The sequence below is a fragment of the Microlunatus soli genome (assembly GCF_900105385.1).
Classification (GTDB): domain Bacteria; phylum Actinomycetota; class Actinomycetes; order Propionibacteriales; family Propionibacteriaceae; genus Microlunatus; species Microlunatus soli.
In genome coordinates this window covers 3,667,397-3,693,230 of record NZ_LT629772.1, presented here as the reverse complement: position 1 = coordinate 3,693,230, position 25,834 = coordinate 3,667,397, and the positions used below count along the sequence as shown (strand labels likewise).

At 67.0% G+C, this 25,834-nt stretch carries 21 protein-coding genes and 4 tRNA genes; 7 read left to right on the top strand and 18 right to left on the bottom strand.

Annotated elements, in window-relative coordinates; genetic code table 11:
- Positions 1-235: 235 nt before the first annotated feature.
- The 10 genes from BLU38_RS16940 to BLU38_RS16895 form a co-directional block, all read right to left on the bottom strand.
- Positions 236-1,114 carry a carbohydrate ABC transporter permease gene (locus BLU38_RS16940; protein WP_091526688.1) on the bottom strand — a complete coding sequence of 293 codons (879 nt, stop codon included), beginning with the start codon at positions 1,112-1,114 and terminating at the stop codon, positions 236-238.
- The gene (locus tag BLU38_RS16935; protein WP_091526686.1) at positions 1,111-2,058 is read right to left on the bottom strand and encodes a carbohydrate ABC transporter permease; all 948 of its coding nucleotides are present in this window, start codon (positions 2,056-2,058) and stop codon (positions 1,111-1,113) included. The genes BLU38_RS16940 and BLU38_RS16935 overlap by 4 nt, the downstream gene beginning before the upstream one ends.
- Complete coding sequence (locus BLU38_RS16930; RefSeq protein WP_091526684.1) at positions 2,055-3,404, bottom strand: extracellular solute-binding protein; 1,350 nt, start codon at positions 3,402-3,404, stop codon at positions 2,055-2,057. The genes BLU38_RS16935 and BLU38_RS16930 overlap by 4 nt, the downstream gene beginning before the upstream one ends.
- Before the next feature lie 213 nt (positions 3,405-3,617).
- Entirely contained in the window at positions 3,618-5,387 is a 1,770-nt protein-coding gene (locus BLU38_RS16925; protein WP_091526682.1) for an ATP-binding cassette domain-containing protein, read from the bottom strand.
- On the bottom strand, positions 5,384-6,154 hold the full coding sequence (locus tag BLU38_RS16920; RefSeq protein ID WP_091526680.1) for a class I SAM-dependent methyltransferase: 771 nt from the start codon (positions 6,152-6,154) through the stop codon (positions 5,384-5,386). Before BLU38_RS16920 ends, BLU38_RS16925 begins: the two co-directional genes overlap by 4 nt.
- A 75-nt stretch (positions 6,155-6,229) precedes the next feature.
- Positions 6,230-6,748: a DinB family protein gene (locus tag BLU38_RS16915; protein ID WP_197679749.1), complete on the bottom strand. Its 519-nt coding sequence runs from the start codon at positions 6,746-6,748 to the stop codon at positions 6,230-6,232.
- Entirely contained in the window at positions 6,745-8,439 is a 1,695-nt protein-coding gene (locus BLU38_RS16910) for an FAD-dependent oxidoreductase (protein ID WP_197679748.1), read from the bottom strand. Before BLU38_RS16910 ends, BLU38_RS16915 begins: the two co-directional genes overlap by 4 nt.
- Positions 8,440-8,834: 395 nt before the next feature.
- On the bottom strand, positions 8,835-9,299 hold the full coding sequence (locus BLU38_RS16905) for a hypothetical protein (protein ID WP_091526675.1): 465 nt from the start codon (positions 9,297-9,299) through the stop codon (positions 8,835-8,837).
- Positions 9,300-9,545: 246 nt separating this feature from the next.
- Positions 9,546-9,618: transfer RNA gene (locus BLU38_RS16900), tRNA-Lys, on the bottom strand.
- A gap of 279 nt (positions 9,619-9,897) precedes the next feature.
- On the bottom strand, positions 9,898-10,338 hold the full coding sequence (locus BLU38_RS16895) for a DnaJ family domain-containing protein (protein WP_091526673.1): 441 nt from the start codon (positions 10,336-10,338) through the stop codon (positions 9,898-9,900).
- 73 nt (positions 10,339-10,411) lie between these two features.
- Between BLU38_RS16895 and BLU38_RS16890 the strand changes: the two genes are divergently transcribed.
- A complete protein-coding gene (locus BLU38_RS16890) occupies positions 10,412-11,107 on the top strand; it encodes a hypothetical protein (protein WP_091526671.1) in 696 nt (231 codons plus the stop codon).
- Here BLU38_RS16890 and BLU38_RS16885 read toward each other — a convergent pair.
- Positions 11,098-11,445 carry a metallopeptidase family protein gene (locus tag BLU38_RS16885; protein WP_091526670.1) on the bottom strand — a complete coding sequence of 116 codons (348 nt, stop codon included), beginning with the start codon at positions 11,443-11,445 and terminating at the stop codon, positions 11,098-11,100. The genes BLU38_RS16890 and BLU38_RS16885 overlap by 10 nt on opposite strands.
- A gap of 224 nt (positions 11,446-11,669) precedes the next feature.
- Here BLU38_RS16885 and BLU38_RS32075 point away from each other — a divergent pair, with 224 nt between their 5' ends.
- The 5 genes from BLU38_RS32075 to BLU38_RS16860 all read left to right on the top strand — a co-directional run bounded on the left by BLU38_RS32075 (position 11,670) and on the right by BLU38_RS16860 (position 15,753).
- The gene (locus tag BLU38_RS32075) at positions 11,670-13,139 is read left to right on the top strand and encodes an SH3 domain-containing protein (RefSeq protein WP_157683523.1); all 1,470 of its coding nucleotides are present in this window, start codon (positions 11,670-11,672) and stop codon (positions 13,137-13,139) included.
- A 410-nt stretch (positions 13,140-13,549) separates the two neighbouring features.
- A complete protein-coding gene (locus BLU38_RS16875; protein ID WP_157683522.1) occupies positions 13,550-15,202 on the top strand; it encodes an SH3 domain-containing protein in 1,653 nt (550 codons plus the stop codon).
- A 148-nt stretch (positions 15,203-15,350) separates the two neighbouring features.
- A tRNA-Glu gene (locus BLU38_RS16870) sits at positions 15,351-15,423 on the top strand.
- Between the two features lie 119 nt (positions 15,424-15,542).
- Positions 15,543-15,616, top strand: a tRNA-Asp gene (locus BLU38_RS16865).
- 63 nt (positions 15,617-15,679) lie between these two features.
- Positions 15,680-15,753, top strand: a tRNA-Phe gene (locus tag BLU38_RS16860).
- Positions 15,754-15,779: 26 nt separating this feature from the next.
- Here the strand turns inward: BLU38_RS16860 and BLU38_RS16855 are convergent.
- The 6 genes from BLU38_RS16855 to purF all read right to left on the bottom strand — a co-directional run bounded on the left by BLU38_RS16855 (position 15,780) and on the right by purF (position 21,670).
- Positions 15,780-17,057, bottom strand: coding sequence for an NAD(P)/FAD-dependent oxidoreductase (locus BLU38_RS16855; RefSeq protein WP_091526664.1), 1,278 nt, complete (start codon positions 17,055-17,057; stop codon positions 15,780-15,782).
- 46 nt (positions 17,058-17,103) lie between these two features.
- Positions 17,104-18,225, bottom strand: a complete 1,122-nt coding sequence (locus BLU38_RS16850; protein WP_091526662.1) for an alpha/beta hydrolase — start codon at positions 18,223-18,225, stop codon at positions 17,104-17,106.
- 94 nt (positions 18,226-18,319) lie between these two features.
- The gene (locus BLU38_RS16845) at positions 18,320-18,544 is read right to left on the bottom strand and encodes a DUF3073 domain-containing protein (RefSeq protein ID WP_091526659.1); all 225 of its coding nucleotides are present in this window, start codon (positions 18,542-18,544) and stop codon (positions 18,320-18,322) included.
- A gap of 183 nt (positions 18,545-18,727) precedes the next feature.
- Positions 18,728-19,801 carry a phosphoribosylformylglycinamidine cyclo-ligase gene (purM, locus tag BLU38_RS16840; RefSeq protein ID WP_091526657.1) on the bottom strand — a complete coding sequence of 358 codons (1,074 nt, stop codon included), beginning with the start codon at positions 19,799-19,801 and terminating at the stop codon, positions 18,728-18,730.
- On the bottom strand, positions 19,798-20,085 hold the full coding sequence (locus BLU38_RS16835) for a hypothetical protein (protein WP_091526655.1): 288 nt from the start codon (positions 20,083-20,085) through the stop codon (positions 19,798-19,800). Before BLU38_RS16835 ends, purM begins: the two co-directional genes overlap by 4 nt.
- A 4-nt stretch (positions 20,086-20,089) precedes the next feature.
- Positions 20,090-21,670 carry an amidophosphoribosyltransferase gene (purF, locus tag BLU38_RS16830; protein WP_091526654.1) on the bottom strand — a complete coding sequence of 527 codons (1,581 nt, stop codon included), beginning with the start codon at positions 21,668-21,670 and terminating at the stop codon, positions 20,090-20,092.
- Between the two features lie 264 nt (positions 21,671-21,934).
- On the opposite strand from purF, the gene BLU38_RS16825 reads away from it, so the two are divergent.
- A complete protein-coding gene (locus tag BLU38_RS16825; protein WP_091526652.1) occupies positions 21,935-22,759 on the top strand; it encodes an alpha/beta hydrolase family protein in 825 nt (274 codons plus the stop codon).
- Positions 22,760-22,763: 4 nt separating this feature from the next.
- Here the strand turns inward: BLU38_RS16825 and BLU38_RS16820 are convergent, their stop codons facing one another.
- A complete protein-coding gene (locus BLU38_RS16820; protein ID WP_172836171.1) occupies positions 22,764-25,823 on the bottom strand; it encodes a non-ribosomal peptide synthetase in 3,060 nt (1,019 codons plus the stop codon).
- Positions 25,824-25,834 lie beyond the last annotated feature (11 nt).

Here is a 25,834-nt window from a genome sequence, read left to right as displayed (position 1 = left end):
CACAATGCTCCTGGAGGATGACGACTGAGCCGCCCGGGTGCGGAAGAGTTCATCGTGTCCGCATCGTTCGACTCCTGCTGACGGCACTGATCTCGTCGGGTGATCAGTGCCCTGTCAGCAGCGTCAGCCGACGGCGGGCGGATCGGTGAATCGGGGGACTCACTGTTACCTCAGCAACACCGGGGAGAGGCACGACGCGATGTCGTTCCGCTCCCCGGTGGTTCGTTCCGTCTGGTTATCCCTTGACTGCGCCCTCGGTGAGCCCGCCGCGCCAGAATCGCTGCAGCACGATCATCGCGATCGCCAGCGGGATCACCGACACCAGGACACCGCCGGTGGTCAACTGGTAGAACTCCGGCAGCCGATCGACCTGGCTGCGCCAATTGTTCAATCCCAGGGTGATCGGGAACAGTTTCGCGTCGCTGAGCATGATCAACGGCAGGAAGTAGTTGTTCCAGATGCTGACCAGCTGGAACAGGAAGACCGTCACCAACGCCGGCGTCAGCGATCGCAAGGCGATCACGTGGAAGATGCGCAGCTCCCCCGCGCCATCGATCCGGGCAGATTCCATCAACGCGGTGTCGACGGTCGAGGCGGCGTAGATCCGGCACAGGAACAAGCCGAACGGTGACACCAGGGACGGCAGCAGCACCGCCAGATAGGTGTTGGCCAGGCCGATCTGGCTGAACAGCAGGAACAGCGGCAGGGCGGTGGCCGTGCCGGGGACCAGGACACCGCCGAGCACCGCGGCGTAGACCGCGTTGCGCCCCCGGAAGTCGTATTTGGCCATCGCATAGCCGGCGGCCGCGGCGAAGTAGGTGGCGAGCACCGCACCGACACCGGCGTACAGCACACTGTTGGCGAACCAGCGGATGAAGATGTGTCCGTCATAGCTGAACACGTCGGCGAGGTTGGAGAACAACCGGAAGTGCTGGCCGAACCAGAAACCGTTGGTCGTGAAGAGTTCCTCGCTGCTCTTCGACGCCGCGACGATCACCCAGTAGATCGGCACCAGGAAGTAGGCCGCCACCACGACCAGAACGGCGGTCACGATGATCTTGGGTCCGGTGCGTGCGGTCCCGGCTGCCGCGCCTCCGGCGGTCTGCGCGCTCATCGATCACTCCTCCGGTTCGTCACGGCCAGGAAGATCGCGGACAGCACGAAGGCCGCCAGGGCGATGATCACGGCTTGCGCCGACGCGATCCCGTAGTCGTTGTAGGCAAAGGCATTGGTGTACGCCGACAGGTTCGGCGTGTACTCGGAGTCGATCGACGGTGAGACCGTCTGCAGGACCTGCGGTTCGACGAAGAGCTGCAGGGTGCCGATGATCGAGAACACGGTTCCCAACACCAGGGCAGGCCGGATCAACGGCAGTTGGATGGTCCAGGCGATCCGCCAGGAACCGGCGCCGTCCACCCGCGCCGCTTCGTAGATCTCACCCGGGATCGACTTCAGCTGGGCGACGATGATCAACATGTTGTAGCCGGTGTAGGTCCAGGTGACGATGTTGGCGATCGACCAGAGCACCGTCGTCGGGCCGAGGAAGTCCACCTCGATCCCGACCTTGGCCAGCAGCCCGATGATCGGGCTGATGCCGGGGACGTACAGGAAGGACCACAGGATGGTGGCGATCACGCCCGGCACCCCGTACGGCAGGAAGTAGGCCGCACGGAAGAACTGCGGCCACTTCGCCGCCGCCGACTCCAGCAGCAGTGCCAGCACCGTGCAGGCGATCATCATCACCGGCACCTGGACGACTCCGAACAACAACACCCGGCCGATCGAACCGATGAAGTTGCTGTTGCCGAGCGCGGCCGCGTAGTTGGCGAAACCGGCGAACGAACTATGGATCCCGGCCTCACCGAAGAGGCCACTGCGCTCGGTACGGGTGAAGCTCTCACCCACCGCGTAGATGATCGGCGCGACGAAGGTGAGAAGGAACAGCAGCAGGAACGGCGTCATCAGGATCCAGGGCGCCCGCTGCTGGGCTCGGCTGCCCTTCGGCCGATCGCCGCTGGACTGCCGCTGGTGATCTCGGGTGCTGCTCGCGGCGCTCATCGGGCGGCCGCCGTGACGCTGAGACCCATCTGCCGCATCGTTTCCAGCACCCGGTCCTGGGCCTGGACGACGCTGTCCACCAACGTCTTGCCGTCGGTCAGCTTCTGCCGGAACCCGTCGCCGAGGATGTTGAACAGTTGTTGGGTGATCGGACACCAGGTCCAGCGGCGATTCTGTTGTTGGGCAGCAGGTTTGAAGATCTCGGTGTTGTAGCTCTGGCCGCTGAACCAAGGGCTGGGCTTCTCCCGGCTGGCGCCGATGTAGGCGTCGTTGGGTGACCAGCCGATGCCGCAGTGCTCGACCATCGCGTCGATGCCCTCCTTGCTGGTGGTCATCCAGACGGCGAACTCCATCGCTTCCTTCGGATGCTTGCTGGTGGCCAGCACGGCCGCGGTCGAGCCGCCGAGCTGGGAGGATCCGTAGCCGCCGAAGGACCACCGTTGCATCGGTGCGACCTTCCATTTGCCTTCGCCGCCGCCGACGGTCTGGATCAGCGCGTCACCCCAACTGGCGTTGGTGACCGCCGCGATCTGGCCGGCCGCTGCGGCCGCCGTCCAGCCCGGCGAGAACGCTCCGAAGCCGGTGTTCACCAGATCCTTGTCGATCGCCCGGTCGAAGAATCGGGCGACCTCCATGGTGGCTTCGTCGGTCATGTCGACCCGCCAGCCGTCGTCGCCCGGGGTGAACCAGGAGGCTCCCGCCTGGGTGACGTAGCTGACGAAGCCGGACGGATCGCTGACGTCGAAGCATTCCAGGTAGTTGGACTTGCCGGTCTTGCGGATCTCGACGGCCAGCTCGGCCCAGGCGTCCCAGGTCTTCGGTGGTTCCGCGCCGACCTGCCGCAACGACTCGGTCTGGTAGTAGAAGGCCGTCGGACCGGAGTCCTGTGGCACGGCGTAGGTGCTGCCGTCGAAGGTGCACTGATTCCAGATCGCCTCGTTGTAGCGATCGGCGTACTGCTCGATCCCGTAGCGGCTCAGGTCGACCAATCCGTTCACCAGCAGGTATTGCGGGACGGTCCGCATCTCGATCTGCCCGATGTCCGGACCACCGCCGGAGGCCAGCGCCGCAAACATCTTCTGATAGCCGCCGTCGTTGCCGCCCGGGATCCAGACGGCCTCGACCTCGACCTCGGGGTGCTCGGCGTTCCAGATGTCACAGACCTTCTGCAGGTCCTTCAGCCACGCCCAGTAGGTGAGTTTGATCTTGCCGGAGGCCGGCGGGATGGCGGGTTCGGTGTTCACCCTCGGCGCGGCCGGCGGCGCACAGGCACTCAGCCCTGTGGTGGCCAGACCGGCCCCGGCCAGCCCGGCAGCGGAGTAGCCGAGTAATCGTCGGCGGTCCATCCGGGTTCGGTCTTGCTGCGGTTGCCGGCGACTCCCGGACCCTGGCACAGATTCCACCTCGCTGCGATCATTTCCCGCCGGACACGGGTCGTCGTGTCGACGCTTCATACGGGTTGTCGTCGCGACGATTCATGCGGGAACCGCTGCGCAGCGTACATGTCGACATATCGCCGGAACCGGTCAGGTGTCGGGCGGCCGGCGTCGGCTGCTGCGCTACTGCTCGGAGAAGATCTCGGCGAACCGTCCGCGAGCTGCGAGCAGTTCCTCGTAACCGCCCTGTTCGACGACCCTGCCGCCGTCCAGGACATAGATGCGGTCCATCCCTTTCAAGGTCCAAGCGCGGTGCGAGACGACGATGGTGATCCGGTCGGCCTTGGTCCGCTGCAACTCGGCGAAGATCTGCTGTTCGGCCTCCGCGTCGATCGCCGATGTCGGTTCGTCCAGCACCCAGATCCCGGCACCCCGGAGGTAGATCCGCGCCAGCGCGAGTCGCTGCCACTGACCGCCGGACAGCCCGACGCCTCCGAACTGCGGGCCGAGCTGGGTGTGCAGGCCATCGGGCAACTCTCGGATCCGGTCGGCGAGGTGCGCCGAATCCAGAGCCGCCCAGACCTCCTCCTCCGATGCCACACCGTCCGGACGACCGAGCCGTACGCTCTGGTCCACGGTGAACTCGTAGCGGCCGAACTCCTGGGTGAGCAGGCCGAAGTGCGCCAACCGTCCGGCCGAGGTGGTGCCGGCAAGGTCGGTGCCGTCGATGCACACCGTGCCGCGATCACAGTCGACGGTGCCGAGCAACGCGTTGACCGCCGTCGTCTTGCCCGCGCCGTTGGCGCCGACCAGCGCGATGATCCTGCCCCGCTCGACGCGGATGCTGAACCCGTCCAGCGCGGGATGTACGGCGCCGGGATAGGTCACCGTCAGATCGTCGGCCTCCATGGTGGCCACATCTCCCACGACCTGCTGATCCGACCGATCCGCAGCACCGGGCACCGCGCCGACCAGTCGACGAAAGGCGCCGACCTTGGGAGCGATCGCCATCAGATCGCCGTAGGCGAAGCCGGCGCCCCGGGTCGCGGTCAGGCCTGCCAGGACACCGAGAATGCCGGCCGACACACCCGCACCTCCGGCGCCGCCGGCGAGGATCCCGGCCAGGGCGGCAGCCAGTAGGCCGGCCGTGGTCGCAGCCCCGACCAGGTCACCGCGAGTCAGTAGCACCAGGATCCGGTCGATCAACCGGTCGGCCTGCTGTTGCCCCTCATCGGCCAACTCCGCCACCTGATGACCGGACCCCAAGGTGGCCAGCTCGGTGGCGCTGCGTTGACCGATCAGCTGCTCGACCCGGTAGTCGGTGCGGCGCTGCCACCGGGCTACCGGCACGAACGCCCGGTCCTGCATCGCTGCCTGCCAGCCGAAGATCATCAGGCTGGGGAGCAGGGCGGCGACGACCAGGATGCCGGCGATCGGGCTGATCACCCAGACCGAGGCACACAGGGACACGGCGGTGATCACGGCCGCGACCGCGGTGATCACCTGGACGACCAGGCGACCGATGTCGAACAACGCTCCTCGGCAGGCTTGGATCAGCGAGCTCAGCTGCTCGTCGGCCAGCTGCTGCGGCGACATCCGCGCGATCGCCCGCATCAGTTGATCTTGATAGCGGCGACGCAGTCGGTTGCGGATCCGTTGATCGGTCATCCGGGAGAGATCACCGAGCACCTGGGACAGGCCGATCAACGCACACAACAACAGCAGCGGGAGCAGGTAGGCCGCGAATCCGTCTGCGGCGACGCGGACCAGCCAGGCGACGACCACGACCTGACCGGCCGGCGTGATGGCCGCCAGCAACTGGACGATGATCAGTTTGATCAACCACCCGGGCGTCCAGCGCCAGGCCTGGCCGATGGCGAAGGCAGAGCTGCGCAGAGCAGCCCAGGCCGCACCACCTCGATGATGATCACCGTCGTCGGGTACGTCATTCATGGCCGGGCCGCGGAGAGCAGGTAGGCCGACGGGATCCTGTCGGCGACCGTTCCGAGGCCGGGATACATGTCCGGGGCAGCCCACTCGCGCAACGATTCGATCATCAGCCCGGCCGCAACCAAGGCCGTCACGACGGCGCCGATCCCCCAGACGAAGCTGCGGTGCTCCGGCAACTCCGCGGTCGAGCCCCAGGTCACCTGCGGTGCCTTCATCGGGTCGGTGTACCCGTCCCGGCCCTGCCCGAAGTAGTCGGCACTGACCAGCAGCGAGTTCTCGCCGTTGACGGTCAACACCTCCCAGAGCGGATGATGCTCACTGATCACGATGCGACCACCCGGCGTCAGCCGGCCGGCGACGTCGACGGCCCACCGGTCGAGGTCGGGCACCCAGCACAGACCACCGCCGGAGATCAACACCCGATCGAAGCCGGCCAGCTCAGGCGCCAACGCCATCATGTCCTGCCGGAGGAAGTTGATCTTGACGCCGAGCGCGGCGGCCTTCTGCCGTCCGGTCCGCAGGTGACCCTCGGCGAGGTCCACCGCGGTCACCTGTGCACCGTTGCGGGCAAGCGTCAGCGACTCGTCGCCGACCGAGCAGGCCAACTGCAGCACCCGCAGTCCGGTCGGGTCGCCGATCAGTGCAAGCTCGTCGTCGGTGAGCGCGGAACCACCGGAACGGAGGAATTCGATCGATTCGCCGAGCCGGCCGGGCGCAATCGCCTCCCAGTAGAGCCGGTTCTGCTCGACCACCTGCATGTCCTCGTTCACTGTCGCCAGGTTAGGGACGAGCGCTTCGGGCCGCTACCGATTTGCACCGATCGACCGACATCGATCGATGATCGATCAGTCGAATCCGCTCCGGCCGTCCAACTGCTCACGCAGGATGTCCAGGTGACCAGCGTGCCGCGCGAGTTCCTCGATCATGTGGACATAGATCCAGCGCAATGACACGGCGCCGAAGCGCCAGTGCTGTCCCGTGTCGTCGAGGGCATGGTCGGCGGCGATCGTCCTGGACCGTTCGCAGGCCTGCTGGTATTCGTTGATCAACTCGGCCAACGATTCGTCGCCGGATCGGAACTGCCACTCCGGGTCCTCGTCCCGCCAGGACGGACGTCGACCGCCGTCCAGGACCTCGACGAACCAGGCATCCTCGACCCAGCGCAGATGCCGGATCAGCCCGGCGACGGTGGTCTGCGATGCGACCAGCTGTCGGCGGGCCTGCTGATCGGTCAGACCGACGACCTTGCGAAGGACGATCGCCCGGTACTGCTCCAGGAATCCCTCCAGGGCGGTGCGTTCGTCGGCGGTACCGCCGGGCGCAGGCAGCGCTGGCGGGGCCTGGACCTGCTCGGAGGAGGTCACGGCGTACTCACCGCCGGAGCGTCGGCGAGCCAGCGGTGCACCAGCGGAACCACCGAAGCTCCCTCACCGCTGGCCGAGGCGACGCGCTTCATCGAGCCGGCCCGGATGTCCCCGACCGCGAAGATGCCCGGCACCGTACTCGCCAGATCCGGGGGTGGCAGTCCGCCGTCCCAGGCCGACTGCGGAACATCTCGTCCGGTGAGCACGAATCCATGATCATCGCGGGCGAGGCTACTCGGTAGCCAGTCGGTCTGTGGTTCCGCTCCCAGCAGCAGGAACAGCCCGGCGACAGGCAGGGTCTGTCGCTCGCCGGTGCGCTGGTCCTCCAGGCAGACCCACTCCAGACTCGGGTCCCCACCACCGTCGACGATCCGGGCGTCGGTCTGCACGGTGATCCGGGAGGTGAAAGAGATCTCGCCGATCAGATAGGACGACATCGTCTCCTCCAGTCCGGACCGTCGGACCACCAGCCGGACCGACCGGCAGAATCGGGCCAGGTGGACGGCTGCCTGTCCGGCGGAGTTGCCACCTCCGACGACCACCACGTCACGGCCCTCCAGCTCGCGGGCCGCGGTCAGTGCGGCGCCGTAGTTGACGCCCGATCCGACCAGCGCCTCGATCGGCTCCACGCCCAACTTCCGGTAACGCACACCGGCGGCGATCACCGCCGACCGAGCTCGCACCCGACCACCATCGGTGATCAACTCGTGCGGCGCCCCCGCCTCCAGTCCGAGCACCGGCCAACCGGTGAAGAACTGAGCGCCGAAGCGCAGCGCCTGATTCCGGGCGCGTTGCGCGAGCCGCATCCCGGAGATACCGCGCGGGAATCCGAGGTAGTTCCTGATCATCGAGCTGGTTCCGGCCTGGCCACCGATCGCGCCGGATTCCAGGACGACGGTCGACAGTCCCTCCGATGCCCCGTACACGGCTGCCGCCAGGCCTGCCGGACCAGCTCCGATCACGGCCAGGTCGACGACGCCGGGCACGCTGACCGCGTCCGGTGTGCCGTAGATCGATCGTGCGACGTCGCTGACCGATCGCGGAGCGATCGGATCTCGGACCATCGACCAGACGAGCGGGTAGTCGACGTCGGCTGGGAACTGCTCGCGGACGTGGTGCCCCACTTCGCTGTCCGGGTCGTACCGGCGATTCGGCATTCCCATCCGGTCGAAGAAGTCACGGATCTCCAACGCAGGAAGCGAGTTCGGCGGTGCGATGATCTTGGCGGTCAGCGCTTCGGGGTCGGGAACGGTTGACCCCCAGTCCGACAGTAGGTCGGTGATCGCGTGGTGGAACTCCTCGTCCCGCGGACCGCGGGGCAGCAGCAGGTACGCGTCGTACTTGCCCGTCGCCATCCCGATCCGCAGGCCCGGCGCATCGCCGGTGAACCGCTCCACCGGCGCGATGATCACCCGCCGCGAGGTCGGCACCGCCGCCCGCCAGTCGGCGAAGGCCGCCAGGATCGGAGCATCCGGCAGCCGGGAATCGGCCGCGAACAGTGCGATCGGTACCCCGGCGGCCACCAGCTCGCCGATCACGGCCGACGCCTCGGCATGTGACCGGGCAGCGTGCAGTTCGTAGTCCCTCTCGTAGCGGCAGAACTCCGCCATCATCCGGTCGGAGTATTCCGCCGACACCAACACGATGGCCGGACGACGATCCGGCCGCGCCCCTGACGTCGGTTGCGACATGGACATCAACCTAGTGGGCGGGAATCCGGATTCCTTGACGTTGGCGGCGCCCAGACGCGCACATCGCGGCGTCCGGCTCGGTCGCGTTACGCCCGGTAGCCCTTCCCTCGCCGTCCTTGCGCCGCACGCACCTGGACGCCGCCAAACGTCAAGTTGTCCGGCTTCCGACCCAGGAGCGTGGTCTGCATCACACTGCCGCGAGGGTCGACAGGTCGACCTCCGAGCCGGCTCACCGACGAGAATTCGGCGCGTGGATAAAGCTCCTGAATTCGGCAAATGCATTTCAATTCATCAATGCGCCGCCGCTGATTAAAGGCATCTGGTGTCGGATACCGAAAGCCGACCGCGATCCCCGAGGGGCTTCGACGGTCGGCTTCGGTGTATTCAGATGTTGATCAGGCGAGCCCGCCGACGTCCGGCAGGTCTCCGGTCGGCAGATCACCGGTCGGCAGCGAGTGAAGCTCGGACAGCAGGTCGCCCACGATGTCGAGATCGATAGTGACGTCCACACCGAGCTCGGCGGCGATGTCGGACTCGACACCCGCCTCGAGGTCGGCCTCGACGGCGTCATCGATGGCGACACCCGCAGCAAGGTCGGCCTGCACGCTGGATTCGATGTCGGCTGCAGCATCCGCGGCAACGTCTGCGGCGACCGCGTCCCCGACCTGAGTGCTCAGTTGCGCCTGGATGTCGGCCTGGGCGTCGGCAGCGACATCGGCGGCGACGGTCGCGGCAACATTCGCCGAGAGTCCTTCACCGACCAGGTCACCGAGCCCGTCGGCGCTGGCGCTCGCCACGCCACCGAAGGTCGCGACACCGAAAGCGCCGGCCGCGACGGCCGCCTTGAGCGTCCGTGACATTCCATTCATTGAAGACCCCTTTCAATATTCCTCGGTCGATTACCAGCACTGACATTAGAATCGACACAGGAACGGGATCAAGCCGAAGACGGCAAATTCGACGCAATTCAAACAGCGACTGTTTGTGAGATTTCTGTGAAGCTCAACACTCATCAAGCGGGCTCATGACATATGCCCAACAACGTCCGAGCCCCGCCGATCGGGCTCTCACCGGAGCTGCCCGAACGCCCCGCGGGCTTGCATCGGTGGGCCCCGTGGGACTCGAACCCACAACCCGCGGATTAAAAGTCCGCTGCTCTGCCAATTGAGCTAGAGGCCCGCGTCGACCGACCCCGGGCCGTGCCCGGTCGGGACGCGCCGGACAAGCGTACCGGCCCGCCCTCCGGCGCGCATGTTCGCCCCGACCGCAGACCTCCGTCGGAGATCAGCCGGCGCCACGCAGCGTCGACCTCAGAACCTCCTCACACCAGGTCCGGAAGGGTCGTCGGCGGCCTCCCGACTCCCCCAAAGGGCCGACCCGTCAGTTTCTCCCCGACACGCCGGGCATGTCGGGGAGAAACTGACAGGTCGGCGTGTGTGGGTTGGGGTCGCGGACGGATCAGCCGCGCCGGGATCGCCATTCGCCGACGATCCGGTCGGCACTGACGGTCCGCAGGAACGAATCGGGTCCCCGGTTGTGCCCACTGGACGGGCGAAGTCGCATCTCCCGGATCCGGCGGTTCAGTTCCTCGACCACGGCGCGCACCTCGGCCTCGGTCCGGAGTTCGGCGACGGTGTCGATGATGTTGTCGGCCTCCTTGCGCAACGCGAGCTCCGGCGGCAGGACACCGGACAGGTCCTCTCGCTGGACCCATTGGGTGACCCAGTCGCCGCCCAGATTGCGCAGCGGCTTGCCGGCGCCGGGAAGGTTGTCGAACTCGCCGCGTTCCTGCGCCTCCCGGATCATCCGGTCCTGGGTCGACTCGTTGCGCCGCCATCGGGGCTCGGACTCCGCGGACCGACCGACATCGGCACGGCCGGCTGCGTCGTTGTCATTCATGCTGCCTCCCTGGAGGTCTTGTGAATGCTTTCACAACCTACCTCAGGCTTCGGCCGTATGGAAGGCTTGTGGCATGGACGGTTGGGTGATCGGGTTGATCGCGCTCCTCGTCATCGGCATCGGCGTGATCGCCTACGGGGGCCTGTCGGACCGTCGCAAGCACCGCCGGACGGTGGAGCAGATGCTGTCACCGCCACCCCGGACGATCCCCCAGTTCAAGGGCGGGTCGCAGCACCCCCACTACCTCCCCGCGCAGGTGGCCCTACGTCCACCCCCGGGCCAGGAGCGCGGACCGTTGCCCGACTCCGACCGCGAGACGGTCGACCGCGAGCTGAAGTCCCGCGACACCGTCACGATCGATGTCGGCTACGCCTCCGATGCATTCGTCACCGACGAACGATCGGGGCGAACCGTCCTCGATCATCCACGGATCCTGGTCAGCGCCGAGCCGATCATGAGCGTCCGCGAGGTGATCTCCGTGATCGAACACATGATCACCGACGGCACCCCCCTGGTGGTCGCGGCACCATCGATGGCACCGGAGGTGCTGCAGACGCTGGCGGTCAATCACATCCAGCGCAAGCTCGATCTGGTCGTCCTGCTGTCGGTGGACCCGGTGCCGATGGATCAGGTCGTGACCGCCACCGGCGCCAACCTGGTCAGTCGGATCGATCTGCAGACCGGCTACCTCGCCGACGCTGATCTTGGTCGCTGTCGACGCTGGGTCAGTGATCGCCGTCGCAGCTGGATGGTGCCGACTCAGCTGTAGCCGAGCTCGTGCAGCTGAGCGTCGTCGATGCCGAAGAAGTGGGCGATCTCGTGCACCACGGTGATCCCGACCTCCTCCACGACCTCGTCGGTCGTGCTGCAGATCCGCAGGGTCGGCTGTCGGAAGATCACGATCCGGTCCGGCAGCACACCGGCGTACCCGCCGTCGCGTTCGGTCAACGGGACGCCGTCGTAGTAGCCGAGCAGATCGGGTTCGTCCGGCGGCGGCCAGTCCTCGACCATGATCACGACATTGTCGAGTAGGCCGGCCAGCCGCTCGGGCACTCGGTCGATCGCCTCCGAGACCAGGCGATCGAACTCGTCGTCGGGCATCTCCATGACCACCCGTTCAGTCTCTCCCACCGGGCCAAGACCCGGACAGTGAGCCCGACAGGAGGCCGAACTACACGCTTGGAATTTTTACCCCGCGGACGGCGTGTCGGGTTGCGAGGGCTGCGAAATCCCTACTCAGAGGTTGATCTTCGGCCAGAAACGCAGTTACTCTCCTGAGAAATTTGTGACTGCTGTTACTGGCGTGGTTGGGGAACCACAAGGTGCAGCAGATGCATCAGATCCCCCATCTGCGGCTCGGGAAGGCCGTCCAAGGAGGAAAGACCGTGACCACCGCGATACGCAAGGTCGGAGCAGCCGCGATTGCTGCGACAGCCGGAGCCGCGATCACCATCGGCGGCGCCCAGCTCGCCACAGCCAACTCCGCCACAGCGACCACCGGAGTCAACATCCGTTCCGGGCCGGGTACGTCCTACGACATCGTCGGCGGACTGGTACGTGGCCAGCGGATCACCACCGTCGGAAAGGCCGACGACGGCTGGATGAAGGTTCGCTTCAACGGCGACACCGGCTACGTCTCCGCCCAGTACCTCGGCACCGACGGCAAGAGCGTCGGCAGCAATGAAGTGACGATCTCGACCAAGGGCGTCAAGATCGCGACCGCCGCACTCAACGTCCGCGCCACGCCAACCCTCGGGGCCAAGGTCGTCGGCTATATATCCGACGGCCAGAAGGTCTCCTTGACCGGCAAGCAGTCCAAGGGCTTCGCCGAGGTCCTGTACGGCGGCAGCCGCGCCTGGGTCAGTTCGCAGTATTTGATCAGCTCCTGGCGGGACCTACCGAGTTCCTCGGGCACCAAGGTGGCTACGGCGGACCTGTTGATCAGGACCAGCACCGACTCGGCCTTCATGATCATCACCACCGCACCCAAGGGCACCAAGCTCAAGGTCACCGGCACCACCCGGAACGGCTATGCCCAGATCGTCTACGGCGACGCGATCCGTTGGGTGACGGCGAAGTACCTGTCCAACAGCGCAGTGTCCGGGCCGAGCAGCTCGGCACCCGAGCAGAGCAGCGCCGACAGCAGCAAAAAGTCGACATCGAGCAACAAGAAGTCGTCCAGCAACAAGACGTCGTCGGGCAACAAGACGTCGTCCAGCAAGAGCAGCACGGCCACGCGGCCGAGCACCCCGTCGGTGGTCGGCACCCGCTACGCCACCACCGAACTGCTGGTCCGCTCGACGGCGGGCAGCGACTACCGTACGGTCGCCACCGTCGATCGCGGGGACACCGTCAAGATCACCGGACGGACCAGCAACGGCCGCGCCCAGATCGTCTACGACGGTTCGGTCCGCTGGGTGACCGCACAGTATTTGTCCAGCAGCAAGCCACGGGCAGCGTCCAAGCCGGACAGCAAGCCCTCGACAAGCCCCGCGAAGAACACCGAGGACAAGTCGTCGGCCGGTCTCGATCCGACCTACAAGGGTGATAGCCGCAACGTGGCCGACAGCACCTGGGACGAGCTGGCGATGTGTGAATCCAGTGGCAACTGGAGCATCAACACCGGCAACGGGTTCTACGGCGGCCTGCAGTTCACCGCCCAGACCTGGCGCGGCTTCGGCGGCACCGGCATGCCACAGGACGCCAGTCGCTCCGAACAGATCAAGGTCGCCGAGCGCGTCCTCGCCGTCCAGGGCTGGGGTGCCTGGCCCGCCTGCAGCAGCAAACTCGGGCTGCGCTGATAGCCGCTGATCATCGGTTGAAGCCTGAACTCTCAACCGGTGATCGAGCCGACCTTGGCCGTCGGTGATGTCCCCGTGATCGCTTCGTGATGCGAGCGTGATCAGCGGCGGACCTCACCGGCGGCCTTTACGGTCCCGCACCCGATTTTCCGCCTGATACGGGGCCGCAGGGCTTGATCGACGAGGCTCACGACAGCCCTGAATCACAACCATGAAGTTTTATCAACTCGGGCGGCGTGTCGGATTGCCAAATGTGATTCATGAGTACTCAACGGGTTGCCGGGACCCATGTGGCGTGATTAAAGTCCTGCGCAGTTTGTGACTGCTGTGACTGGCGTGGTTGGGGAACCACAAGGTCCCGGTGGCGTTGAGATCCATCCACGGTCCGGGAAGGCCGTAGAGGAGGAACAGTGAGCAGCACCTTGCGTAGAGCCGGTGCCATGACCACGGCGTTGGCCGCGGCCGGCGCGGCGATCACGATCGGCGGAGTCCAACTCGCGTCGGCTGATTCCGCGACGGCCACGGCCGGCGTCAACATCCGGTCCGGCCCAGGCACGAAGTACGACATCGTCGGCGGACTTTCCGCCGGCCAACGGATCACCGCCGTGGGCAAGCCCAGCAACGGCTGGGTCAAGGTCCGACTCAACGGGTCACCGGCCTACGTGTCGGCGCAGTACCTGGACCTGAAGAAGGGCAACAAGGCCGCCAGCCCGGCGAACATCTACACCAAGGGCGTCAAGCTTGCTACCGCACCGCTCAATGTGCGTTCCAGTCCGAGCTTGGGCAGCAAGGTCGTCGGCTACGTGTCCGACGGCCAGAAGGTTTCGCTGACCGGGAAGCAGTCCAAGGGCTTCACCGAGATCCTGTACGGCGGCAGCCGCGCCTGGGTCACGTCGCAGTATCTGGTCAGCTCGATGAACGACCTGCCGCGGGACACCGGGTCGCGGTATGCAACCGCGGACCTGCTGATCCGGACCACCACCGACAGCGACTTCAACATCATCACCACGGTGAAGAAGGGCACCGAGCTGCACACCACCGGTGCGACTCGGGACGGCTACGCCCAGATCATCTACAACGACGCCGTGCGCTGGGTGACCGCGAAGTACCTGTCGAACCGGACGGTCAGTGGCCCGTCCTCCCCCAGCAGCAAACCGGCCCCGAAGCCGAGCAAGCCGGCCAAGCCGAGCAAGCCGAGTTCGTCGACGCCGAAGGCGATCGGTTCGCGGTATGCGACCACCGAGTTGCTGATCCGGAGCAGCTCCGGCAGCGATTTCCGGACGATCACCGAGGTGCCGACCGGCACCAAGCTGCGGATCACCGGCAAGACGTCCAACGGCAAGGCCCAGATCATCTGGGACGGCAGTGCACGTTGGGTGACCGCCCAGTATCTGGCCAGCACCAAGCCTTCGACCCGGGACGACAGCGACACCGGCTCATCGCTGCCCAGGGTGGTCGGCTCCCGTTACGCCACCACGGAGTTGTTGATCCGGAGCAACTCGTCGGCCGACTACAAGACGGTGGACACCGTCGGCACCGGCTACAAGCTGCGGATCACCGGCGTCTACAAGAACGGCCGCGCCCAGATCGTCTACGACAACGCGGTCCGCTGGGTGACCTCGCAGTACCTGTCGAAGTCCAAGCCGAGCTCCGGGTCGTCCGGCTCCGGGTCGTCCGGAAGCAACAACAACCCGGGTACGCCCTCCAGCTCCAACAAGGGCCAGGTCGTGCTGAACTTCGCCAAGGCCCAGCTGGGCAAGCCGTACGTGTTCGGCGCGACCGGACCGAGCACGTTCGACTGCTCGGGTCTGACCCTGCGGGCCTGGGAGGCGGCCGGGGTGAACCTGCCGCGGACCTCGCAGCAGCAGTTCCTGGCCAGTCCGCGGGTGTCGATGGACAACCTCAAGATCGGCGACCTGGTGTTCTTCTACGGACCGAGCCCGTCCCACGTCGGCATCTACGCCGGCAACGGCAAGGTGATCAACGCGCCACGGCCGGGCAAGACCGTCGAGTACACCCAGATCTCCTACATGCCGGTGGCGGGCGCCACCCGGCCGGGCTGATCAACGACTTTCTCCATCGGCCGACGATCGGCGGCAGTCTCCCTACCCCCGGGCGGCTGCCGCCGATCGTGTTCGGTGTCTGAGGCACTGGGGCCATCGATACGGGTTTGGGGCTGCGGCCCTGCGCACCCTATAGTTTTGCGGTCGGGTCCCCATCGTCTAGAGGCCTAGGACACCGCCCTTTCAAGGCGGCAACGCGGGTTCGAATCCCGTTGGGGATACGCGATGGAGGTCAGGTCGCGTACGGCACAGGTTCTGGTTTTTCGTGCAGGGCAGACCTGCGCTATAGTTTCGCGGGCGCCGGGAACGGCGTTCGAGGCCCGGGTTACCGGGCGAGCAAGGCCCAGTGGCGCAGTTGGTTAGCGCGTCGCCCTGTCACGGCGAAGGTCGCGGGTTCAAGTCCCGTCTGGGTCGCGGTAAGCGGCGAGGTTCCGGCCTCGCCGTTCGTGGTTGCAGGGCTTCGGCCCGGACCACCGGGGCCAGGTAGCTCAGCTGGTAGCAGCGTTCGCCTGAAAAGCGAAAGGTCGGCGGTTCGATCCCGCCCCTGGCCACCCCAGCGTCAGGTCAGCCGTCCGAGTCAGTCGTCCGGGCGTTGCGATGGTGGCTCGATCACGTCTCCGATGATCACTCCGGTCTGCCGCGGCCAGATCAGATAGCGATAGGCCAGATTGATCAAGGTCTGCACCCGGTTCCGACCGCCGAGCAGGTACCACAGGTGCAGCGCGACCCAGGCGAACCAGGCGAGCGGACCGGTGATCCGTTGACCGGTCGACAGCTGCACGACCGCCGATTGATTGCCGATCGTGGCCATGATCCCGCGGTCGTGATAGCGGAACGGCTCGGTCGACTCACTGCGGGTCAGCCGGACGATCTGTCGGGCGGCGTGCTGCCCCATCTGGATCGCCGGCGACGCCAGCTGGGCCTGCGGGTGATCGGGATTGATCGCGGTGTCACCGACGGCGAAGATCCGATCCTGATCTTGGACCCGTAGGTCGTCGCCGATCACGATCCGGCCGCCCTTGCCGATCGGCAGCCCCCACTCCTGGGAGTCCGGATAGCCCGAGATGCCGGCGGCCCAGACCACCAGATCGGCGGGTACGGCGCTGCCGTCCTTCAGCTCGACGTGGTCCTTGGCGACCGAGGCGATCGCGGTGTTCAACCGGACGTCGACGCCACGCTTGATCAACTGGCGCAACGCGTACTGCTGCAGGTGGCGGTCGAAGGGAGGCAGCAACGCGCCGGTCATCTCGACCAAGATCACGTTCACCTCCGCCGGGTTCAACTCCGGGAAGGTCGGGGTCAGCATCGCGTGCTTCAGCTCGGCGATCGCACCGGCCATCTCGACCCCGGTCGCGCCACCGCCGACGACGATCACGGTGAAGCTCCCGGTGCCGGTGTCGGAATCGCCGGCGATCTTCTCCAGTCCGCCGAAGATGGCGTCGCGGACCCGCAGCGCATCCACCCGGGTGTACATCGACATGGTGTGTTCGGCCGCGCCGGGAATGCCGAAGTGGTTGGTCGTACTGCCGATGCCGATGATCAGATAGTCGTAGTCGATCGGCTGCCCCTCATCGACGATCACCTGCCGGCGATCACGGTCGATGCCGATCACCTTGGCCCGTCGGTAGCGGGCATGATCACGGGCGCTGAGGTGCCGCAACGGATAGGTCACGTCACCGGGATTCAGGCCGCCGGTCGCCACCTGGTAGAGCAGCGGCCGGAAGGTGTTGTACGGATGCTGATCGACCACGGTCACCGAGACGTCGGCATGGGCGAGCTCGCGCAGTGCGGCCGCACCGGCGAAGCCGGCGCCCAGCACGACCACCCGCGGACGGTGTCGGTCGTTGCTTGTCATACCTCCATTCAACACCGCGACACGGTCGCCCCGGATGTTGGTTTGGTCACCCTGCCGCGGGCGCGCCCCGGATCGAGGCGTCCGAGGTCTCGGCGTCCGACGTCGCGGCGTCCAGGGCGGCAGCAACGGCCGGATCATCGCCGTCGGAGGCCTCCGTCGCGGGTGCCTGCGGGCCCGGCGGGATCGTCGGCAGATAGCCGAGCCAGGCCTCCATCTCGGCGAACACCGCCTCACGGACCGGCTTGGCACTGAGCACCAGGTCGTGCAGCCCACCGTCGAACCGGACGATGCTGACATGCCGGCCGAGGTTGGGTGCCCGGTGGGCGATCTGCTCGACGTCCAGCACCGTGTCGGCACCGGTCAGGTCGCGGTGCCAGCGCCTGCGGAACAGCGTCCTGGCCGAGCACATCACCAGGATCGGCACGGTGATCCCCAGCCCGGCGGCCACCCGCGCATGCCCCTGCCTGATCGCTCGAATCCAGCCGATCAGGATCGGTGCACCGGTGATGCTCTTCCAGGCCGGGTCGTAATCCCACTCGCCGTCCAGTTCGGACCGCAGGCTGCGGGCGTAGAGGTCGCTGCCGGGCATCGGGATCGCCGTCGTCGACAGGCCACGCTTGGCCAGGGCGTCGATCACCGGGGTGCCGATCGTGCGCACCATCGCAGACCCCTGCAGATCGAGCCAGGGCGAGTTGAGGACGACGCCGTCGACGGCGCCCGGGCGGTCGGCTGCGTACAGGGCAGCGATCAGCCCACCGGTGGAATGGCCGCTGATCACCAGCTGCCGACGACCACCACCGGGCGCCTCGTCGTTGATGATCTTGACCGCGGCGTCCAGTTCCTGCGAGTAATGGTCCAGTGCGGTGATGTAGCCCTGCAGCTGGCCCTCCCGCAGGCTCCGGCCGTACCGCCGTAGGTCAACGGCGTAGAAGTCGTAGCCGAGGTCGGCGAAGAAGTCGCCGAGATGGGTCTGGAAGAAGTAGTCGTTCCAGCCGTGCAGGTAGAGCACCGCCTTGGCCCGGCGCCGACCGGACCGTCGGACCAGCGTGGCTCCGACCCCGCCCTGCTGCTCACCAGGAACCAGTTCCGCGTCGGCCAACGGCAGCTCGCGGGACTGGTAGCCGGGCAGGATGTCGGGATGCCAGCTGGTCTCGGTCCCCGTCGTCATGGGACAAGATTGCCAGACCGGGACAACCGGACGGTGAGGGTCGAACCGACCCCACCCGGGCTTGCACCCGACCGGACTTTACGGCCGAACGGGCCTAACCGGACTTACGGAGGTTTCCGTAGTCGTCATCGCGCCCGGAGGACGAATTCTCGTACTCCTCGGCGAGATCGGCATACGCCTCGGGGATGGGCTCCGGCGGGTCACCGGCATCATTCCCGCGCAGTTCACGCTCCAAGGAGGAGAAGTCGGTGTCCACCGACCGATACTTCAGCTCCCGGGCAACCTTGGTCTGCTTCGCCTTTGCACGGCCGCGCCCCATAGGGTCGACCCCCTCGCGTCATCCGCCTGCGGCCAAGCCGCGGCATTTTGTTGGTCAATGTCGTGGGGTTAAGGCTACCCAATGCGATCCTGTGCGCAAACCCGACCCTACGGTTCGGCGCGCATCAATCCGGGTTGCGGCGTCGTGACGTCGGCGACGCGGCAACCGCCGGAGTGAAACCGTTCAGCCGTGCGCGCCGACCAACTCCACCGTTCCCTGCTCACCCGCCGGCTCGGCGGCCGCCTCGACGTGACCGCAGATCCAGCTGCTGACGCCGCGTCCGTTGAGCAGCGCAACGGCGGCGTCGGCCTGCTCGGCGGGCAGCAGGGCGATCATCCCGACCCCCTGGTTGAGAGTGGCTTCGATGTCGTTCTCGGCGATCCCGCCGACCTGCTGGACCAGTCCGAAGATCGCCGGCGGCTGCCAGCTGGATCGCTCGATGGTGACCGTGACACCCGCTGGCAGCACCCGGGCCAGGTTGTTGGCCAGGCCGCCGCCGGTGATGTGGCTCATCGCATGGACGTCATGGGCCTCGATCAGCGCCAGCGCGTCCAGGGCGTACACCTTGGTCGGCTCCAGCAACTCCTCGCCCAACCGGCGGCCGAGTTCGGGAACGTCACGGTCCAGCGACCAGCCGGCGTCGGCCAGCAGCACCTTGCGAACCAGCGAGTAGCCGTTGGAATGCAGGCCCGAGGAGGCCATCGCGACCGCGACGTCGCCGGGACGCACCAGGTCCGGGCCCAGCATCGCGTCGTGTTCCACCACACCCGTCGTCGCGCCGGCCACGTCGTACTCGTCGGGCCCGAGCAGCCCGGGATGTTCGGCGACCTCGCCGCCGAGCAACGAGCAGCCGGCCACCACGCAGGCGTCGGCGATGCCCTTGACGATGCCGGCGATCCGCTCCGGGACGACCTTGCCGCAGGCGATGTAGTCGGTCACCCAGAGCGGCTCGGCACCGGTGACCACCAGGTCATCGACCAGCATGCCCATCAGGTCGAAACCGATGGTGTCGTGGATGTCCATCGCCTGCGCGATCGCCACCTTGGTGCCGACGCCGTCGGTCGAGGTGGCCAGGACGGGGTGCTGGTAGCGGGCGATCTTGCTGGCGTCGAACAGTCCGGCGAAGCCACCGATGCCGCCGATCACCTCGCTCCGCTCGGTCCGCTTGACCGAGCTCTTCATCAGCTGGACGGCCCGATCACCCGCCTCGATGTCGACTCCTGCCGCTGCATAGGCCGAGCTACCAACGTGTGTCACGGTTGAACCCTATCGTTGTGTTGTCCGACATCGTGTTGTCCGGGGTACGACGAGCGTCGCCGGTGGATCGAGGGCAGCAGGATCGCCAACCCGGCCAGCATCGGGACCGCGCAGATCACCGCGAACAGGGTCCCGAAGATCATCGTGTAGCCATGCGGGTCGCTCGAGGCGGGGCCGAAACGCGCCGACACCGCCAGCCCGGCACACAGCAGGCACGGTACGCCGCCGACGACGGTGAGCACGGCGCCGATGACGATGCCGACGGTCCCCGGTCGAGCAGCCATCGGCTCAGGGCCTGCGGAGGGCGTCGGCGGCGCCGACACCGGCAACGACCGATGCATCGGTGTCCAGCTCCGGCAGCACGTCGGCGGTCTCGGCGGCTGCGTCGACGGTCTGCGGATGGAGATCCGGCAATTGTCGGCCGAGCCGCTCGCGGAGCGGGATCTCCACCGGGTAGACCCCGTCGAAGCAGGCCCGACAGAAGCTGTCCTTCGGCAGCTCGCTGGCAGCGATCAGCCCATCCAGCGAGACATAACCCAGCGAGTCGCCACCGATCGAACGGCAGATCTCCTCGGTGTTCAGTCCGGTCGCGATCAGCTCGGCCCGGGTCGGGAAGTCGATGCCGTAGAAGCACGGCCACTGCACCGGCGGCGAGGAGATCCGGATGTGTACCTCGGCGGCACCCGCCTCCCGGAGCATCCGGACCAGCGCCCGTTGGGTGTTGCCGCGGACGATCGAGTCGTCGACGACCACCAGCCGCTTGCCGGCGATCACGTCGCGCAGCGGGTTCAGCTTGAGTCGGATGCCGAGCTGTCGCAGGGTCTGACTGGGCTTGATGAAGGTCCGGCCGACGTAGGAATTCTTGACCAGTCCCTGCCCGTACGGGATCCCGGACTCCTCGGCGTAGCCGATCGCCGCCGGCGTGCCCGACTCGGGCACCGGGATCACCAGGTCGGCGTCGGCGGGATGCTCCCGAGCCAGGGTGCGGCCGACCTCGACCCGGACCGAATGCAGCCGCCGGTCCGAGATCGTCGAATCCGGCCGGGCCAGGTAGACGAACTCGAACAGGCAGCCCTTGGGCTCCGGTTCGGCGAAGCGGCGGCTGCGCAGACCGGCGGAGTCGACCGCGATCATCTCGCCGGGCTCGACCTCGCGGACGAACGAGGCACCGATGGTGTCCAGGGCGGCGCTCTCGCTGGCCACCACCCAGCCGTGTTCGAGCCGGCCGAGGCAGAGCGGCCGGATGCCCTGCGGATCCCGGGCGGCGTACAGCGTCTCCTCGTCCATGAAGACCAGGCTGAACGCGCCGCGCAGCCGCGGCAGCACCTGCGCCGCGGCCTCCTCGGTGTTCAGGTCGGTGAAGGTGGCGATCAGCGCGGTGATCACCGAGGTGTCGTTGGTGACCTCGCGGCTCAACGCGCCGGGGACCAGCGAGGCCGACGGCAGATCCCGGTCGGCGAGCCAGGCCTCCAGCTCGTCGAGGTTGGTCAGGTTGCCGTTGTGGCCGAGGGCGATCCCGCCGGTCGCGGTGGACCGGAAGGTCGGCTGGGAGTTCTGCCAGACACTGGCACCGGTGGTCGGATAGCGGGTGTGGCCGATCGCCAGATGGCCGCGCAGCGACGTCAAGGTGGATTCGTCGAAGACCTGGCTGACCAGCCCCATGTCCTTGAAGACGGTGATCCGTCGACCGTTGCTGACCGCGATACCGGCCGACTCCTGACCGCGATGCTGCAGGGTGTAGATCCCGAAGTAGGTCAGCTTGGCGACCTCCTCACCGGGAGCCCACACCCCGAAGACGCCGCAGGCGTCCTGCGGACCGCGGTCGTCGGGGTCGATCTCGTGTGAAAGAAGCCCGTCTCCTCGTACCACTCTTGGAGTCTAACCGCAGCACGCCGGTCTGCCACCGCCGCACAGATCGATGCTTCCCCTAGTGTCGTGAGTCGTTAATACGGTGCCTTGGTCGGGCGTCTGAAGCGGTGAGCTGCAAGGCGGAGGAGGTGCGCATGCCGGGGCATGTAAGCCTTTCGACTTCGCAGCAGATCGCCGCTTCAGGCGTTCGAACAAGGTGCCGGATTAACGACTCGGGACACTAGGCTGTGGACGGTCCGTCGGGCTGCTGAACAGGAGATCCGGTTGTCCAGGACGAGGTTGCGGTACGGAGATCATCCCAGCCATTGGGTCGACCTCACCGTTCCCGACCGGCCAACTGATCGACCGTTGCCGGTGATCATCTTTCTGCACGGCGGGTACTGGCGCGATCTGCATGCCGCCGACCAGGTCGAACCGTTGATCGCCGACCTGGCCGATCGCGAACTCGCACTGGTCAACGTCGAATACCGGCGGACCGGCGACGACCCACAGCACGGAGACGGCGGCTGGCCCGCGACCTTCAACGACGTGGCAGCCGCGATCGATCTGCTCGGCCGATTCCGGCCCGGTGGGCACCGTGATCGTCCGGCAGCTGATCTTGATGGGGTGGTTCTCGCTCTTGATCGGGTGGTCGCGGTCGGCCATTCGGCCGGTGCACACCTGGCTGCCTGGGCTGCGGCCCGTCCTGGACTCCCGACCGGGGCACCGGGAGCAGGTCCACGGGTGCGCCTCTCGGGCTACGTCAGTCTCGCCGGGGTGCTGGACCTGATCACGGGTGCCGAGCAACGGCTGGACGACGGTGCGGTCCAGGCCTTGCTCGGCGGTGAACCAGCGGACCGTCCGGAGGTCTATCCGATCGCCTCCCCGCTCAGCCGGGTGCCGATCGGAGTGCCCGGCGTGTGCCTGCACGGGACCGCCGACGATCGGGTCCCCATCGACCAATCGGTGCGATTCGTCGAGGCCGCTGTCGCGGCAGGCGACCGCTGCCGGCTGGTCACCCTGCCCGGAGTTGATCACTTCAGCTACCTTGATCCGACCAGTGCCGCCTGGTCCGCAGCGAAGTCGGCCGCCCTGGAACTGATCGGCTGACTGCTCAGGTCGGACCGCCGACGGCGTCAGCCCGGCCGACCCGACCATCACCCGACGAATCGTCATCGGCCACGAGCACCGCTCCGAGATCATCCAGCACGCGTTCGATCCGATCCCCGAAGATCGACGGCCGGTACTGGATCAGCCCGGTCAATCCGCCGTCAGCGGTGTGGTGCAGTTCGAGCACTACTCCGATACCGGTCCGCGGCCCGGCCGTGGCACCGCCGACCTCCGGCGGGCGGATCACCAGCCCCCCATCGGTAGGTATCGCGGCTGCGGAGTCGGCCACCGAAACCACCGCGTCGGGGACTGTCACCCGCCCCGGAAGTCTGACTGTCAGCAATTCGGCCGGGACAGGATTCTGCTCTGCCCATTCCTTGGCCCGGAGGACCTCGGTCACGCTCGGTGGACCGGAACGGTCGGCGGTCGACGTCGGGATCAGCAGTGTCGACGCCAACCGCCCGACGATGTCGGCGGTCGCCGCCGTCCGCCCGTCGAGGACCAACGCACCGAGCCGCGTCCCGGTCACCTGCAGCAGCGCGGCGAGGAGGACCGTCTGCAGGTCGGTGTCGGCCTGTTCGGCGCGGCGTCGGAGCCGATCGACGGTCTGTGGATCGAGTGTTGCCGGGCAGACCGCGGTCTCGAATCGATCGTCGGCTTCGACTGCGCGACGGGCGAGCCGCGATTCCCACGCGGTGAGCAGGGCTTCGGCCTCTGGGGAAGCCGACTGGCTCCGTTGCAGCTTGGAGAGGTCCAGCAGCGAGCTCGGACCGTCCTGCCCGTCGGCGGCGTCGATGCCTGCATAACGGTCCGCAAGCTCTTGCAGCATGATGACGGCGGACTGCCGGTCGCCGATCACATCGTGAAGATTCAGGTGGAGCGACCAGTGGCGGGCATCGGTGGGATCCGCGTTCTCGGTCAGCAGCACCCGGAACAGTGGTCCGGTGCTCAGATCGAACGGCTCGGCCGCCCACTGCTCGACGACGCGGTGCACTTCGTCGCGATCCCGGACGACCTGTTCGTCGAAGTCGAGATCGGCATATTGCTCGACGACCTGGAGGGAGTCCGCTCCGCGCAGGTCGATCCTGGTGCGCAGCGAGTCATGTCGTAACACCACGCTCTCCAGCGCGGCCAACAGGCGTCCGGTGTCTGGCTTCCCGGTCAGATCGGCCGAGGTCACGTAGCCGGGGCTGGTGCTCCCCGGTACCACCTGTTCGGCAACGCACAGCGCCGCTTGGACGAATGAGACCGGAGCGGTCCGCACCTGGTCGCCCTCGTCATCCGATCCGAGCGCCTGCTCCAGGGCCGCGGCCCAAGCCTGCACCGTCGGTTCGGCGAACAGTTCCCACACCGAGAGGTTGGTGCCCCAGGCAACCCGGATCCTGGCAACGATCTCCATCGCCAGCAGTGAATGCCCACCGAGATCGAAGAAGCTGTCGGTCAGCCCGACCCTCGGCTGCTCAAGGACTTCACACCACAGCGCCGCGATGCTGCGTTCGAGTTCCGACTCCGGCTCTGCCGATTCGACCGTACCGGACCGGTCGTCACGCAGTACCAATGCCGAGCGATCGAGTTTGCCGTTCACGGTCAGCGGGATGGCGGCCACCGATTGCAGCCGAGCCGGCACCATCGGCTCAGGAAGCCGCGCCCGCAAGCCCTCCCGGACCTCGGTCACGTCCGCTCCGCCGACGTAGCACCCGAGCAGCTCGGTGCCACCGGGTCCGTCGTCGGTGGTGATCACCGCTGCCTGCTCGACACCGTCCAGCGCAGCCAGCACGGCTTCCACCTCTCCGGGCTCGACCCGATGGCCGCGGATCTTGACCTGGGAGTCCTTCCGGCCAACGAAGATCACGTGCCCGCCGCCGTCGACCTTGATCATGTCGGCACTCAGATAGCAGCGCGAGCCCGGAACGGTCGCGTACGGATCCGGACGGAAACGATCGGCGGTCAGGGCCGCACGCCGGTGGTAGCCGGCCGAGACCAGGCTGCCACCGATACCGAGCTCCGCCCGGACATGCATCGGCTTGATCGAGAGTCGGTCGTCCAGCGGATAGAACCGCGCTCCGGGGATCGGCCGGCCGAGGGGGCGATGCCCGGTGTCGGTGATCTTGTGGAACGACGCATAGACCGTGGTCTCGGTCGGTCCGTAACCGTTGTACAGCTCCGAGGTGCGCCCGATCAGTTCATCGGCGAGGGATTCGCTGAAGGCTTCGCCGCCGGTGAGCACCCTGATCTTGCGACGCCCCTCGGAACCGAGCCCAGCCAGCACCAACATCTGCAGCAGGGATGGTGTTGCATACACCGTGGTCACCTGGTGATCCTCGATGGCAGCCAACAGAGCGTCCGGATCGCGTTGCCGGTCTCCCTCCGGCGGCAGCACCACCCGGGCACCGGCAGCCAGAGTCACGAAAATGTCGGTGACCATCATGTCGAACGCGAGGCTGGCTATCGAGAGCACCGTGTCACCGGTGGTGATCATCGGGTCGGCGGTGGTTCGCGCGATCACCAGATCGGCCAGCTGCTGATGCTGGACCATCACGCCCTTCGGCTGCCCGGTCGAGCCGGAGGTGTAGATCACATAGGCGACGTCGGCCGGGTCCGGCGAGATCGGGTCGGGCTCGTCGACCAGGACGACCTCGGCGGCGACCTCGTCCAACGACGCCTGGTCGCCCGTCCAGGAGGTGATCAGACCGGCCGGCGCGGTGTGATCATGGATCAGCAGCGCGGGTTCGGCATCGTCCAATGTGCTGCGCAGCCGCGGTACCGGGTGCGCCGGCTCCAGCGGGACCACCGCCCGACCGGCGAGCAACGCACCCATCACCAGACCGACGACCTCCGGACTGCGCTCGGCACAGATCGCCACCCATCCTCCGGCCGGGATCCGTTCGTCCAACAGCGTCGCATAGCGTCGACTGCGATCGGCCAGTCGGCCGAAGGTCCACGGCTCACCGGACCAGGACAGCGCGACTCGCTGCGGGTCGTCCTCCGCCTGCTGTAGGAAGCCGGCCGGTAACGGCACACAGGGCGCAATGGTCTCGGTGGCGAACATGTCAAGACTGGTCATGGAAGTCGCTC

What these genes read in the sequence shown, in the direction of transcription:
- BLU38_RS16940 (WP_091526688.1), bottom strand. Translation starts at nt 1,114, where the DNA reads ATGAGCGCGCAGACCGCCGGAGGCGCGGCAGCCGGGACCGCACGCACC.
- BLU38_RS16935 (WP_091526686.1), bottom strand. Translation starts at nt 2,058, where the DNA reads ATGAGCGCCGCGAGCAGCACCCGAGATCACCAGCGGCAGTCCAGCGGC.
- BLU38_RS16930 (WP_091526684.1), bottom strand. Translation starts at nt 3,404, where the DNA reads ATGGACCGCCGACGATTACTCGGCTACTCCGCTGCCGGGCTGGCCGGG.
- BLU38_RS16925 (WP_091526682.1), bottom strand. Translation starts at nt 5,387, where the DNA reads ATGAATGACGTACCCGACGACGGTGATCATCATCGAGGTGGTGCGGCC.
- BLU38_RS16910 (WP_197679748.1), bottom strand. Translation starts at nt 8,439, where the DNA reads ATGTCGCAACCGACGTCAGGGGCGCGGCCGGATCGTCGTCCGGCCATC.
- BLU38_RS16905 (WP_091526675.1), bottom strand. Translation starts at nt 9,299, where the DNA reads ATGTCACGGACGCTCAAGGCGGCCGTCGCGGCCGGCGCTTTCGGTGTC.
- BLU38_RS16895 (WP_091526673.1), bottom strand. Translation starts at nt 10,338, where the DNA reads ATGAATGACAACGACGCAGCCGGCCGTGCCGATGTCGGTCGGTCCGCG.
- BLU38_RS16890 (WP_091526671.1), top strand. Translation starts at nt 10,412, where the DNA reads ATGGACGGTTGGGTGATCGGGTTGATCGCGCTCCTCGTCATCGGCATC.
- BLU38_RS16885 (WP_091526670.1), bottom strand. Translation starts at nt 11,445, where the DNA reads ATGGAGATGCCCGACGACGAGTTCGATCGCCTGGTCTCGGAGGCGATC.
- BLU38_RS32075 (WP_157683523.1), top strand. Translation starts at nt 11,670, where the DNA reads ATGCATCAGATCCCCCATCTGCGGCTCGGGAAGGCCGTCCAAGGAGGA.
- BLU38_RS16855 (WP_091526664.1), bottom strand. Translation starts at nt 17,057, where the DNA reads ATGACAAGCAACGACCGACACCGTCCGCGGGTGGTCGTGCTGGGCGCC.
- BLU38_RS16850 (WP_091526662.1), bottom strand. Translation starts at nt 18,225, where the DNA reads ATGACGACGGGGACCGAGACCAGCTGGCATCCCGACATCCTGCCCGGC.
- BLU38_RS16845 (WP_091526659.1), bottom strand. Translation starts at nt 18,544, where the DNA reads ATGGGGCGCGGCCGTGCAAAGGCGAAGCAGACCAAGGTTGCCCGGGAG.
- BLU38_RS16835 (WP_091526655.1), bottom strand. Translation starts at nt 20,085, where the DNA reads ATGGCTGCTCGACCGGGGACCGTCGGCATCGTCATCGGCGCCGTGCTC.
- BLU38_RS16820 (WP_172836171.1), bottom strand. Translation starts at nt 25,823, where the DNA reads ATGACCAGTCTTGACATGTTCGCCACCGAGACCATTGCGCCCTGTGTG.